This window comes from Parasediminibacterium sp. HNIBRBA5674, from assembly GCF_056745525.1.
Window position 1 is genome coordinate 1 of record NZ_JBQWIE010000029.1, and the last position, 13,227, is coordinate 13,227.

The following is a 13,227-nucleotide window of genomic DNA, read 5'->3' on the forward strand; positions in this document are numbered from 1 at the left end:
TTTATCCTTAAGCATAAAAGGTGATTGGTTGTTTAGCAATTGGTGGTACAATTAATAGACAATTTCAACACCTTTTTCGCTGTTTCTTAAACCGAACTCACGTTAATTCTAGTAGTAATTGTAACTTTCTCATACTTGTATCGTACAACAAAAGGTATCATTTAGCTACTCACCGATTTTATACAATTTTAGCTTTTTGGCATCGAAATTGTTCCCCAAATTACAGTCAGATTTTAAAACTCTTTAGCCATGCAAGTCTTCTCATTAAAACAAGTAAGTGTAGGGTTTAGCTTAGTAGTTGTATTAGCAATTAGCAGCCAAGTATCAGCACAACGCAATTGGGGCCGCCCAGGTTATTACCATCCTGCACCAAGGGTTTATGCTTATGCGCCAAGACCAGTTTATCGACAATCAGTTCACATTAGCTTAGGTTTAGGTAGTCGCTATTATGCAAGACCTTATGTACCTTATTACAGACCATTTGTACCCTATGGGCCAAGTATTGGTTTTAGAGTAAACGTATTGCCTTATGGTTATTGGCCTTTTTATTTTGGCAGCAGCAATTACTACTATTACGATAATACATTCTACCGCCGCTACGACGATAGAAATTATGAAGTTGTTGCACCACCAATTGGCGCAAAATTGCCTGAATTACCAAAAGCTGCAAAAGCTGTAACCATGGATGGCGTTAAATATTATGAATTAGGTGGTACTTACTATTTGCCAACTTACAACGATAAAAACCAAATTTTGTATGAAGTAGTTGGTGTAAATGGTGAGCTTAAAACCAATCAATTACGAAATGACAATGGCAATTACAACAATCAAAATCAGCCTCAACAAAACAGACCAATTCAAGAAGGTGATTTTGTAGATAATTTACCAGACCAGTGTAAAACCATCACTATTAATGGGCAAACAATGTATGTATCACCAGAAAATATTTATTACCAACAAATAGTTGAAGACAATAGGATTTACTACAAAGTAGTGGGTAAATAATATTTTTTGTAAAAATCAAGTATTAACCTATTATAATTTCGTCAATATCAATCTCCTACCACCGTTTTAAACGTAAAATGCTTCTGAGAAATATAGCTAAAGCTAACTACCAACATAGTAGTTAACAACTTAGAAATTAAAGCATTCCATTTAAATACTTCTATAAAAATCTTTAAAAAACCATAATTCAGCATCAGGCAAATAAACACCACAAAAATATACTTGCTCAGTTGCGCTACTTTACTACCGCTTGTTTCTTGAAACACGACATATCTACTAAAATAAAAACCTACAGGGAAAGTAACAGAGAAACTAATAATAAAAGCTGCAATGTGTGCACTTACTATTAAATTAGGTAATAAACTTGGCAAGGGATGTATGGCTTCACCGTGAAATAGATAAGTGTATGCGGTAAAAAACAAGGTAATATCTAGCAAAGTATTAAACCCACCGCAAGCCGCATAGCGAAAGGTTTGCAAGGGCATAATCTTTTTAAACAGCGGATAAAAGAAATCTACCACCGTTAAAATCAAATTGCGCAACTGTTGATGTAAATGCTTCATAAATGGCGGTAAAGTTAAGGGCATAACAGTTAGATTTGCAGCCCACAAATGTTAAGACTAATGAGCGTTGTTGCACAGATTAAACAAGTTACTGCTAAAGCTATTACAGCCTTATACACTATAGATATTGAAGATGTTGCCATATTGGTAAACGCTACCAAACATGAGTTTGAAGGTGATTATACCGTGGTTTTATTTGCTTTTGTAAAACAATTAAAGAAATCACCCGATGCACTTGGTCAAGAGCTTGGTGACTATTTAGTAGCCAATAACCCTACTCTATTTACGGCTTACAATGTGATTAAAGGCTTTTTAAACCTAAGCATTGCAGATAGTTATTGGTTAAACTTTACCAATACAAATTACAGCAATGAAAATTTTGGTAAGGCTGCGCCAAATGGTAAGCGTGTGATGGTAGAATATTCATCGCCTAATACCAACAAGCCATTGCACCTTGGCCACTTGCGTAACAACTTTTTAGGATGGAGCATTGCAGAAATACTAAAAGCAAATGGTTACGATATTGTAAAAACCTGCATTGTAAATGACAGAGGCATTCACATTTGTAAAAGCATGATTGCTTGGCAATTATTTGCTAATGGCGCAACACCAGAAAGCACTGGTAAAAAAGGCGACCATTTTGTAGGTGATTATTACGTAAAATTTAATGATGCTTATAAAGCAGAAATAGACACATTGGTTGCTAAAGGCATTGCAAAAGACCAAGCAGAGAAAGATGCCCCAATAATGAAAGCAGCGCAACAAATGCTGATAGATTGGGAAGCAGGAAAGCCTGAAGTGATGGATTTGTGGCAGAAAATGAACTCGTGGGTGTACGAAGGTTTTAACACCACTTACAACACCATTGGTAGCGATTTTGATAAAACTTACTACGAAAGCAATACTTATTTATTAGGTAAAGATTTGGTAGAAAAAGGCTTAGAGAAACAAGTGTTTTTCCAAAAAGAAGATAGCAGTGTGTGGATTGATTTAACGGCTGATGGATTGGATGAAAAAATTGTACGTAGAAAAGATGGCACATCAGTTTACATAACACAAGACATTGGTCTAGCCGAGCAAAAGCAAAAAGAGTTTAATGCAGACCAAAGCATTTATGTAGTTGGTGACGAACAGAATTACCATTTTAAAGTATTGAAACTCATTTGCCAAAAACTGGGTTTACCTTCTGCTGATGGCATTTTTCATTTAAGTTATGGTATGGTTGAACTGCCTACCGGCAAAATGAAAAGCCGTGAAGGTACCGTGGTAGATGCAGATGATTTAGTAGCAGAAATGATTAGCATTTCGCAACAAAAAACCGAAGAATTAGGTAAGGTGAAAGACTTCTCAACAGAGGAATTATTAAGCCTTTACAATACCATTGGTTTAGGTGCGTTGAAATTCTTTTTACTACGTGTAGACCCTAAAAAGAAAATGGTATTTAACCCAGAAGAAAGCATTGACTTTCATGGTTTTACAGGTCCATTTATACAGTACACATATGCTAGGATTAAGAGTATTCTGAGAAAAATGGCACAAGAAGTTTCAAGTTTCAAGTTCCAAGTTTCAAGTACTGACAACAATTCACCATTCACTATTCACCATTCACTATTGCTGCCATTAGAGAAATCATTAGCTATTACTTTAGAATTATTCCCTACCGTTATTGGCGAAGCCGCAGCAGAAAACGACCCTAGCAAAGTGGCGATTTATATTTTCAATGTGGCAAAAACCTTTAACTCGTTTTACACAGAACATAAAATTTCCAATGCAGAAAGTGAAGAAAAGAAAATACTTCGCTTACAATTATCGCAACTAACTGCACAAGTGCTTAAAACGGGTATGCAGTTGTTGGGTATTGGTGTGCCTGAGAGAATGTAGCCACCACAAAAAAATGTGGCTATTCTTAGCATAGCGTTTATCTTGCCGCTTTAAAAACTGTATATGGCAAATGCACCTTTGGTTGGGATTATTATGGGTAGCGATAGCGACTTACCTATTATGCAAGCAGCAGCAGATATGCTTACGCATTTCAACGTGCCTTTTGAGTTAACGGTAGTATCTGCTCACAGAACACCATTGCGCATGGTAGACTATGCGAAAACTGCAAAAGAGCGTGGCCTAAAAGTAATTATTGCTGGTGCAGGTGGTGCGGCACATTTGCCAGGTATGGTGGCAAGTATTACCACTTTGCCCGTAATTGGTGTACCAATAAAAAGCAGTAATTCAATTGATGGTTGGGATAGCGTTTTGAGTATTTTACAAATGCCAAATGGTATACCTGTAGCTACTGTTGCTTTAAATGCTGCTAAAAATGCAGGTATTTTAGCAGCTACTATTTTAGGCAGTTTTGACGCTGGATTAAGCGATGCTTTACAAGCGTATAAAAACCAATTGAACGATGAAGTATTAACCAAAGTGGATAAGCTAAAAACTACTTGGCCTAATAGTTTTGACAAATAGATTGTACAAAAAAGGAACCAAATTGGTTCCTTTTTTGTATCGCTATACGGTTAGCATTTCTCCAATGCTTGTTCAATATCTGCAAGAATATCATTTACATTTTCTAAGCCAGCAGAAATACGTATTAAACCTGGCGTAATGCCAATTGCCAATCTTTCAGCTTCTGTCAATTTAGAGTGTGTGGTACTTGTAGGGTGCGATGCAATACTACGTGTATCGCCAAGGTTTGGCGTCATTGACAATAACTCAAGTGCATCTAAAAATTTACGACCACTTTCTACACCACCTTTTAGTTCAAAACACAACACACCACCACCCTTTTTCATTTGCTTAATAGCAATCTCGTATTGAGGATGCGATGGCAAAAACGGATATTTTACCCAAGCAATTTTGTCGTTTTGTTCTAGTTTGGTAGCTATGGCAAGTGCATTAGCACAATGTCTTTCTAATCTTACATCTAGTGTTTCAAGGCTTTTACTAAGTACCCATGCATTAAAAGCACTCATACTTGGGCCAGTATTTCTACAAAACAAATAAATATCTCTAATTAAATCTGCTCTACCTACCACAATACCACCTAAAACCCTACCCTGACCATCAATCCACTTAGTTGCACTGTGGCTTACAATATCTGCACCAAATTCAATTGGGTTTTGTAAAATAGGCGATGCAAAACAATTATCTACGTTAAAAATGATGTTGTGCTTTTTAGAAAATTCACCCACCCAAGCCAAGTCAATCACTTCTAATTGCGGATTGGTTGGCGTTTCTAAATACACCATTTTAGTGTTTGGCTTTACAGCTGCTTCCCATTCATCTGGCTTGGTAGAACTTACCAATGTACATTCAATACCATATTTTGGTAAAAACTTGGTAGCCAATGCATGTGTGCTACCAAAAACTGAACTGCAACAAATTAAGTGGTCACCTGCTTTAAGCAATGCAAAAATTGAATTGAACACGGCAGCCATACCACTTGCAGTTGCAAAACCAGCTTCAGCACCTTCAAGGAAGCACATTTTTTTTACAAATTCGTCTACTGTAGGGTTGCTATAACGACTGTAAATATTGTCATCGCTTTCATCAGCAAATGCTGCACGCATATCTTCTGCTGTATCAAAAGTGAAACTGCTTGTAAGGTATAATGGTGTTGAATGCTCCATCTCGAATGACTGAGCAGTTTGTGTACGAATAGCGAGTGTTTGTTTATGCATAGTTGTGAAATAGTAACCGCTGATTAATAATGATTTTTATGACTGTCTGTGATGGTTAAAATTATTACTCATCATTGCAATCAAATCCCTTGATAAATTTAACCGCTGATTAATGATAATTTTTCTGTGATTGTCTGTGATGACTTAAAATCATAGCACATCATTACAATCATTATTAATCAGCGGTTAATGTTATGGATGTACAAAAGTTTCTGTTTTTATGGCTGCGCCTGCGGCAAATAAAGTAGCTGCAACTGAGCAATATTTATTTAATGATAAATCAACTGCTTTTTCAGCTTTCTCTTGGTCTACCTCACCGTAAATGTGAAACTCTACAGTGATGTCTTTCCATAAAGAAGGTTCTTTGCCAGCTTCTCTATCGCCTTTGATAACCATTTTATAGTCACGCACATTTTGGCGTTGCTTTTTCAAAATCATAATTACATCTATTGCACTACAACCACCAAGCCCCATTAATAGCATTTGCATTGGTCTTACGCCAAAGTTTTGCCCACCACTTTCTGGGCTTGTATCCATTCTTACAACGTGGCCGTTTTCGTCTTTAACTTCAAAACCATAATCGTTCTGAACTCTGTTTAATTCAATTGTAGGCATATCCTATTTTTAATTGGACGCAAAGATAATCACTGATAGAATGATTCAGATGATTTTAATGATTGCAAATAAAGCAACTGTAAACAAAGCTGAATAAAGCAATACAGATGCGAGGTGCGACGCATACAGTGCTGAATAGTAGTACTAGCGATGACACAATAAATAAAAATATACGAGTTAGGGTTATCTAGTTTTATGATTACCAATTCGCCTTTGTGAGTACCCATACCTAAGTTTAGGGATGCGCACTCACACGTGTGATTAGCCATAGCTAAGTTTAGGGATGCCCACTCATACATGTGAGTAACAATAACTAAGTTTGGGGATGGCAATTCGCAGCTGTGAGTAGCTATGCCTAAGATTTTTTATGGCAAGTAGACGTTGTGAGTGGGTGTACCTGACTTTTTTGAGGTAAATAGGTTCAATGAATTTGGATGGGGCAATTTATTACACCAATTCGCAATAACTACACTTCTTTTTCTTCTACCTTTTCTACTGTCACCAAGTCGTCAATTTCTACATTCATTGGTAGCAAACCAATTTGTACAATGGCACGCTTACCACGTATTTCTTTCACCTCGCCTACTTGGTAATTTTTCTTCAGTTTTACCAAAGCGCCTACTACAATTTCTTGCTTTATTTCTACGAATTTTTTGTCTACTTTCTTTGCTAATTTGTTGACCACCACCTTTTCGTTACCCTTAAAAAGCAAGGTGTGTAAGCCTTTTACTACTTGTTCTTTATTGTCAGATTTTTTCCAGTCTAGCGCTACTTGTTTCAGTTTTCGCTCCATATCTTTCAAGTAAGTCAGGCGCTCTTCTGTAATTTGGTTTTGGTGCTTTAAGGTTTCTATTTGCTGTTTGTGTCGCTCTTTATTCAACACTATTTCCATCTCCTTTTTAAGCTTTTCATTCTCACGAATGAGCTTGTGCAAGTCTTTTTTCTCTGCATCTAATTGTTGTAAATCTTGCTCAGTTCTATTCAATAATCTATCAAGCTTAAAATGGTCTTCATCTACCAATTTTCTAGCACGGTTAATTAAATGTTGTGGCAATCCAATACGCTCTGCAATGGAAAATGTGTAACTGCTACCAGGTTTGCCTACAATGAGTTTGTACATGGGTTGTAAATGCACTTCATCAAACTGCATAGCGCCATTAATAATGCCTTGCGTATGATTGGCCATTACTTTTAGGTTTAAGTAATGCGTGGTTACAATGCCAAATGCATGTCTGCGACCCAATTCTTCCATAATTACTTCGGCAAAAGCACCGCCCAAATTAGGATCACTACCACTACCAAGCTCATCTATAAAAAACAGCGTTTTACCATTTGCCACCTCTATAAAATGCTTCATGTGCTGCAAATGCGATGAGTAGGTACTTAGCTCAAATTCAATACTTTGTGTATCGCCAATGTGTATGAATAATTGCTTAAAAATACCCATTTGCGATGTAGGATGCACAGGCACCAACAAGCCACTTTGTAGCATGATTTGGTTGAGGCCAATGGTTTTCATGGTAACGGTTTTACCGCCAGCATTTGGGCCGCTGATTACCAATATTCTGCTCTTTTCATCAAGGGTTAGTGTTACAGGTATAGTTGGTTTATTAGAAGCTTTATTATACAAATACAACAAAGGATGGTAAGCATCTTTTAACTCTAAATGTGCTTTATCTAGCAAATTTGGAAATTGACCGTTCATGTCAACAGCCAATTTGGCTTTGGCTTTAATAAAATCAAACTCGCCTACAATTTCTAAGTAGCCCATCAACAAGCCTGAATACACCGATAATTTGCTGGTTAAAGCTCTTAAAATGCGTTGTACTTCTCGGCTTTCTTCGTGTTCTAAAGCAAACACTTCGTTGTTTAAAGGAATGGTTTCTTCGGGCTCAATAAAGGCTGTTTTACGGCTGTCACTTTCGCCATGCAAAATACCTTTCACTTGCCTTTTATGTTCGGCAAAAACCGCTACTACACGTCTACCATTGCTAAAACCTTCTTCTATTTCTGCACTATAACCAGCTTTGTTTAGTTTGGCTACCACCTTCTCAAACATGCGTCGTAGCTCATTTCTACGCTTGTACAAGGCCATGCGAATTTTATACAAATCATCGCTAGCATTGTCTTTTACATTGCCATTCTCATCTAGCACTTCATTAATCATTTCTACAATTACTTTCTCGTAGTAAGTATGTTCAATTACTTTGGTTAATGAAGGATAAGCCAAACGTTTTTCAGTATCAAACCATCTAAAAATATTGCTGATATTTTCGGCAAGCTTTTTAATGTTCATCCATTGGTCGCTTACTAGCAACGCACCAGGTATACCAAGTAACTTTATATCTTTCTGTATGTTTAAGGTAAAATCATTAGGAAAATACAAGCTTTGCTGGTACAATAATTTGTACTCGTGGCTTTGCTGTAATTCAAGTTCTATATAATCTTTCTTGGTGTGAATACGCAGATTATCTGCTTTTTCCTGTGCATATACTGTTTTACAATGGTTTACTAATAAAGCCTTTACCTTGTCAAATTCTAATTGTATTGCTGCCGTTTCTGGGTATAAACGCATGTTCTAATTTCTGATTTGAGATTTGGGATTTTCGATTTTCCCAATTCGTGTCTTTGTCTTTAATTCTTGTTACGCTATTAGTTACAAACAACTAGGGTCATAAGTTGTAATTTTTTATACATGGTTTAGCCAAAAGCTATAAAGACTTGTAAAATCATAGTAAATCATTCCTATCATTTTTAATCAGCGGTTAGTTTTAATCAGTAGCTTCCTTTTCCATCATCAAATACGCTTTTATAAAGCCATCCAATTCACCATCCATTACAGGCTGCACATTACCTACTTCAAAGTCGGTTCTATGGTCTTTAATCATTTTGTATGGATGAAATACATAGCTACGTATTTGGCTGCCCCATTCTATTTTCTTTTTGTTGCTATTGGTAGCGTTTAAGGCTTCTTGTCGCTTACGCATTTCTTCTTCGTACAACCTACTTTTAAGCATTTTCATGGCCAATTCTCGGTTTTCGCCTTGCGTTCTTGCTTGCTGACATTCGACTATAAAACCACTTGGCCCATGTTTTAATCGTACAGCGGTTTCTACCTTATTTACGTTTTGTCCACCACTACCGCCACTTCTGTAAAATGCCCATTCTAAGTCAGCAGGATTTACTTCAATCTCGATACTATCATCAATTAATGGATACACATACACAGATGCAAACGAGGTATGTCGCCTTGCATTGCTATCAAATGGCGAAATACGCACCAAGCGATGCACACCACTTTCAGCTTTTAAAAAGCCGTAAGCAAATGGGCCGTCAAATTGTAATGTGGCAGATTTTATACCTGCACCATCACCTTCTTGATAATCTAACTCGGTAACTTTCCAGCCTTGCTTTTGCCCATACATCAAGTACATACGCAACAGCATATCAGCCCAATCTTGGCTTTCGGTACCACCTGCACCAGAATTAATTTGCAGAATGCCTGGTAATTCGTCTTCAGGCTTGTTCAATGTGCTTTTAAATTCAGCATCTTCAACAGCCATTACGGCTGCATCGTACACTTTTTTCACTTCTTCTTCCGTTTCGTCACCACTTTTCCAAAAGTCAAACAGCACGGCAAAGTCTTCCACGGCAGTATCAACTTGCTCGTACAATTTCATCCAAAACTCGTTTAGCTTAATGTCTTTCATGGTGGCCGTAGCTCGGGCATTGTCATCCCAAAAACCAGGCGATAACGATAATTGACGATCTTGTTCTACTTTAGTTTTACGGCTATCGTAGTCAAAGAAACCTCCTCAAGACGGTAACTCTGTCTCTTATATCTTTCAATTGCTCTTGTGTCATAGTGGCGCAAGTTACTGCGATTATTTATAAAATTAAGTAGAAGCTGTTTTTGTCACTAGCTTTTGTAGTTCTATGATGCTTTGGTTGCGTCGCACACTGCGGCGCTTTGTACGTTCCTCAGCCATTTATGCAAAAAGCTAAAATAATTTACCTGCAAAACTTTTACTTTGCAATAATCACATTGTTATGGCAAAAGATAAAAAGCAAGCAGCACTAGGTTTCATTTTCATTACATTATTAATTGACTTTATTGGCTTTGGTATCATTATACCCGGCTTACCAAGCCTTATTCAAGGTTTAACGCACAGCACCATTAGCGAAACTGCAAAATATGGTGGCTGGCTGGTATTTGCTTATGCTAGTATGCAATTTTTATGCTCACCAATTTTGGGTAATCTTAGTGACAAATATGGCAGAAGACCAGTTTTATTGTTTTCATTATTTGGTTTTGGCATTGACTATTTATTGCTTGCTTTTGCGCCATCAATTATGTGGCTATTTGTAGGTAGATTAATTGCAGGCATTACAGGTGCCAGTATTACCACAGCATCAGCCTATATAGCAGACATTAGTACACCAGAAAACAGAGCTAAAAACTTTGGTATAGTTGGCGCTGCTTTTGGCCTTGGTTTTATTTTGGGGCCTTTTCTCGGCGGCTTTTTATCAGACATAAATCTTAAACTTCCATTTTTTGTTGCAGCAGGTCTATCTTTAATTAATTGGCTCTACGGCTACTTTATTTTACCTGAAAGTTTAAGTTCTGAAAATCGAAGAGAGTTCGAATGGAAAAGAGCTAACCCAATTGGTTCATTTAAGTTGTTAAACAAATACTCAATAATCGCAGGCCTAGTAATTTCAATCACACTAATTTATATAGCCGCACATGCTGTTCAAACGACTTGGAATTATATAACGATTGCAAAACTAAATTGGGGTTCAAAAGTGAGAGGCTACTCATTAACTGTAATAGGCATTTGCATTACACTAGTTCAAGGCTTGCTTGTAAGAGTAGCTATACCTAAATTAGGACAGGAAAAAAGCGTATATATTGGTTTAGGCTTGTATACACTTGGTTTTATACTATTTGCATACGCAAGTTCTACCTGGATGATGTTTGCATTTACAGGTGTGTATTGTCTAGGTGGTATTGCAGGACCAGCGATACAAGGTTTAATATCTACGCATGTACCAGCTAATGAACAAGGCGAATTACAAGGTGCATTAACCAGTTTAATGAGTGCTACTTCAGTTATTGGCCCTCTCATTATGACCAATATTTTTGCATTCTTTACAAGCAAAACAACGCCTGTTTATTTACCAAGTGCACCATTTTTTTTAGGTGCATTTCTTACACTTATAAGTACTATATTAGCTTACAGAAGCTTAAAAGCAGAACGACTGCGTTAGCATAGATTTTTTCGTAGCGATTTTGAGGCATAAAAAAAGGGCCAGGATAAAAATCCAGCCCCGTTTTAAAATCCAATATCCTATGAAAAACCGATGTAAATATAGATGTCTTTTACCGTTCAAACAAATTGATGTTTAAAACTTGTGAATTTTATTGTACAAATTCACATTATTCCAATAAATAGAGAACTCTTACTATTTAGAAAATCAGGGACGTACTGTTTATCATCGTATTTATTTAACCATTTACCATCTTACGTTGTTACTAATTAAAAGTTATTATGAGCCATAAAATAGTAGTTGCGGTTACAGGTGCAAGTGGAAGTATTTATGCCAAGGTATTGCTCGATAAATTGTCACAAATGCAAAACCAATGGCTAGAATTAAGCATTGTGATGAGTAAAAATGCTAAAGAAGTATGGCATACAGAACTTGGTAACGAAGATTACAACAACTACAATGCTCGCTTTTTTGAGAAGACAGATTTCACTGCGCCTTTCGCTTCAGGCTCAGCAAAATACAATATTATGATTGTCGCACCTTGTAGCATGGGCACTTTGGGCCGTATAGCCAGCGGTGTAAGCGACGATTTAATTACAAGAGCTGCTGATGTGGTATTAAAAGAAAGACGAAAATTGATATTAATGGTAAGAGATACGCCTTACAACCTTATTCACATAAAAAACATGGAAACAGTAACGCTAGCAGGTGGCATTATTGCGCCAGCAACACCTTCATTTTACAGCCTACCTAAAACCATGGAAGATGTTGCAGCTACAGTAGTTGATAGAATTTTAGACATTGCAGGTTTAGACATAAACACCTATAGATGGGGCAGATAGCAACGCTATTTTTCCAATAATATTTTCATCTGAAACATTACATTTGCACCCGTTAGCGGCGATGGCGAAATTGGTAGACGCACTACTTTGAGGTGGTAGCGCCTTTTACCGGGCGTGGGAGTTCGAATCTCCTTTGCCGCACTATTAACTATAAAGGCAATCATCAATGGTTGCCTTTATAGTATTATATGTAAATAATTAATATCTCATAATCTTTCCTAAAGGTTTTGGGGTATTCTTGTTACCAGAAAATTGCCATACAAAACCCAGCTCAATACTAGATACAGAATTATAGCTGCTTACTTCACTGGTTACTACATCGTAAGTTAGCGATAAAATCCAGTTGGTTGCTTCTAATCCTACATAATGATACACAGCATTACCAAATCTTTTGAATGCACCAAAGTTTAGGCTTTCTATGGTGTCGTCACCTGCAATTTTTGCTTTATAAATACCACCGAGAGTAAATACGGTGTTTACGCCCTGAAATTCGGCTAAACTACTAACATGAAATGTACTTCTATTATCGCCTCTACCTAAAGCAAACCAAGCATTACCTTGTAGGCTTAACCTTGTATCTATAGCATATTGCTTACTATCGTAGGCGCCTTCATTCGGTCTACCTGCATGAAAATAGCCTGCACCAACAGTGTAGCCCAAATTATCAAAATTTTGACTGAGGTTTATACCCGCATTAAAATCTAAGTATGATTTTTTTTGCACCGTTATAAAGTCATTTGATGGTATTGAGCGCTGAAAACCCATGCTACCAAATTGCGACTGAAACTGAAACTTGCTGGCATCAAGTATTCTGTTTGCATATACCATTGATAAACCTAAACCAATGGTTATTTGTGAAGAAATAAGCTTGTTATAGGCAATAGATGTACCAAAATAATTATTTTTTAACAACCCATTATTGCTGCCATCTGTTAATAATAACAAGCCAACGGCTAATTGATCATCAGCTAGTTTAGTAGCTGATAGCCTTTTCTCTAAAGAAACAGTAGCTGTATTATAAGGGTTAATATTACTTCCACCCCACCATTGCGACCGCATGTTAATAGCCACTCGCATATCAGAAACGTCCTTTCCTGTGAACGAAGGATTGATGGTGAGGGGCGAAGCAAAGTATTGCGAAAAATGCGGGTCTTGCGCTATTGCAGTATTAGCCATTAAACTTAGACTCATTGCGAATAGACTTAGTTTCAAATTTCTATTGATACATTTAAACATCTTTTTCATGATTTAAGT

At 36.9% G+C, this 13,227-nt stretch carries 11 protein-coding genes and 1 tRNA gene; 6 read left to right on the plus strand and 6 right to left on the minus strand.

Features of this window, described 5'->3' with window-relative positions; all coding sequences use genetic code 11:
* Positions 1-249: 249 nt before the first annotated feature.
* Complete coding sequence (locus tag ACT9TX_RS13840) at positions 250-1,005, plus strand: DUF6515 family protein (protein ID WP_481339090.1); 756 nt, start codon at positions 250-252, stop codon at positions 1,003-1,005.
* 47 nt (positions 1,006-1,052) lie between these two features.
* Here ACT9TX_RS13840 and ACT9TX_RS13845 read toward each other — a convergent pair whose 3' ends face one another.
* Entirely contained in the window at positions 1,053-1,592 is a 540-nt protein-coding gene (locus tag ACT9TX_RS13845) for a GtrA family protein (protein ID WP_481339092.1), read from the minus strand.
* A gap of 36 nt (positions 1,593-1,628) precedes the next feature.
* Here ACT9TX_RS13845 and argS point away from each other — a divergent pair, with 36 nt between their 5' ends.
* Complete coding sequence (argS, locus tag ACT9TX_RS13850; protein ID WP_481339094.1) at positions 1,629-3,449, plus strand: arginine--tRNA ligase; 1,821 nt, start codon at positions 1,629-1,631, stop codon at positions 3,447-3,449.
* Between the two features lie 63 nt (positions 3,450-3,512).
* Positions 3,513-4,031, plus strand: coding sequence for a 5-(carboxyamino)imidazole ribonucleotide mutase (gene purE, locus ACT9TX_RS13855; RefSeq protein WP_481339096.1), 519 nt, complete (start codon positions 3,513-3,515; stop codon positions 4,029-4,031).
* A 50-nt stretch (positions 4,032-4,081) separates the two neighbouring features.
* On the opposite strand, the gene ACT9TX_RS13860 is transcribed toward purE, so the two are convergent.
* From ACT9TX_RS13860 to prfB, 4 genes are all read right to left on the minus strand, one after another.
* Positions 4,082-5,245 (minus strand): trans-sulfuration enzyme family protein, encoded by a 1,164-nt coding sequence (locus tag ACT9TX_RS13860; protein ID WP_481339098.1) that lies wholly within the window; start codon positions 5,243-5,245, stop codon positions 4,082-4,084.
* Between the two features lie 192 nt (positions 5,246-5,437).
* Complete coding sequence (locus ACT9TX_RS13865) at positions 5,438-5,860, minus strand: OsmC family protein (protein WP_481339100.1); 423 nt, start codon at positions 5,858-5,860, stop codon at positions 5,438-5,440.
* Positions 5,861-6,326: 466 nt separating this feature from the next.
* The gene (locus ACT9TX_RS13870; protein ID WP_481339102.1) at positions 6,327-8,435 is read right to left on the minus strand and encodes an endonuclease MutS2; all 2,109 of its coding nucleotides are present in this window, start codon (positions 8,433-8,435) and stop codon (positions 6,327-6,329) included.
* Positions 8,436-8,631: 196 nt separating this feature from the next.
* Positions 8,632-9,724, minus strand: a protein-coding gene (gene prfB, locus ACT9TX_RS13875; protein WP_481339104.1) for a peptide chain release factor 2 whose coding sequence is annotated in 2 segments (ribosomal slippage) — positions 8,632-9,663 and positions 9,665-9,724 — 1,092 coding nt in all. Because the reading frame shifts where the segments join, the coding sequence is not laid out codon by codon here.
* A gap of 186 nt (positions 9,725-9,910) precedes the next feature.
* Here prfB and ACT9TX_RS13880 point away from each other — a divergent pair.
* The 3 genes from ACT9TX_RS13880 to ACT9TX_RS13890 all read left to right on the plus strand — a co-directional run bounded on the left by ACT9TX_RS13880 (position 9,911) and on the right by ACT9TX_RS13890 (position 12,114).
* Entirely contained in the window at positions 9,911-11,131 is a 1,221-nt protein-coding gene (locus ACT9TX_RS13880) for a TCR/Tet family MFS transporter (RefSeq protein ID WP_481339106.1), read from the plus strand.
* Positions 11,132-11,412: 281 nt separating this feature from the next.
* Entirely contained in the window at positions 11,413-11,973 is a 561-nt protein-coding gene (locus tag ACT9TX_RS13885; protein WP_481339108.1) for a UbiX family flavin prenyltransferase, read from the plus strand.
* A 55-nt stretch (positions 11,974-12,028) separates the two neighbouring features.
* Positions 12,029-12,114: transfer RNA gene (locus ACT9TX_RS13890), tRNA-Leu, on the plus strand.
* Positions 12,115-12,171: 57 nt separating this feature from the next.
* Here ACT9TX_RS13890 and ACT9TX_RS13895 read toward each other — a convergent pair.
* Complete coding sequence (locus ACT9TX_RS13895) at positions 12,172-13,218, minus strand: PorP/SprF family type IX secretion system membrane protein (RefSeq protein ID WP_481339110.1); 1,047 nt, start codon at positions 13,216-13,218, stop codon at positions 12,172-12,174.
* Positions 13,219-13,227 lie beyond the last annotated feature (9 nt).

Bases quoted from the DNA above. Each gene is read 5' to 3' on its own strand.
- ACT9TX_RS13840 (WP_481339090.1), top strand. From the start codon at position 250: ATGCAAGTCTTCTCATTAAAACAAGTAAGTGTAGGGTTTAGCTTAGTA.
- ACT9TX_RS13845 (WP_481339092.1), bottom strand. From the start codon at position 1,592: ATGCCCTTAACTTTACCGCCATTTATGAAGCATTTACATCAACAGTTG.
- argS (WP_481339094.1), top strand. From the start codon at position 1,629: ATGAGCGTTGTTGCACAGATTAAACAAGTTACTGCTAAAGCTATTACA.
- purE (WP_481339096.1), top strand. From the start codon at position 3,513: ATGGCAAATGCACCTTTGGTTGGGATTATTATGGGTAGCGATAGCGAC.
- ACT9TX_RS13860 (WP_481339098.1), bottom strand. From the start codon at position 5,245: ATGCATAAACAAACACTCGCTATTCGTACACAAACTGCTCAGTCATTC.
- ACT9TX_RS13865 (WP_481339100.1), bottom strand. From the start codon at position 5,860: ATGCCTACAATTGAATTAAACAGAGTTCAGAACGATTATGGTTTTGAA.
- ACT9TX_RS13870 (WP_481339102.1), bottom strand. From the start codon at position 8,435: ATGCGTTTATACCCAGAAACGGCAGCAATACAATTAGAATTTGACAAG.
- ACT9TX_RS13880 (WP_481339106.1), top strand. From the start codon at position 9,911: ATGGCAAAAGATAAAAAGCAAGCAGCACTAGGTTTCATTTTCATTACA.
- ACT9TX_RS13885 (WP_481339108.1), top strand. From the start codon at position 11,413: ATGAGCCATAAAATAGTAGTTGCGGTTACAGGTGCAAGTGGAAGTATT.
- ACT9TX_RS13895 (WP_481339110.1), bottom strand. From the start codon at position 13,218: ATGAAAAAGATGTTTAAATGTATCAATAGAAATTTGAAACTAAGTCTA.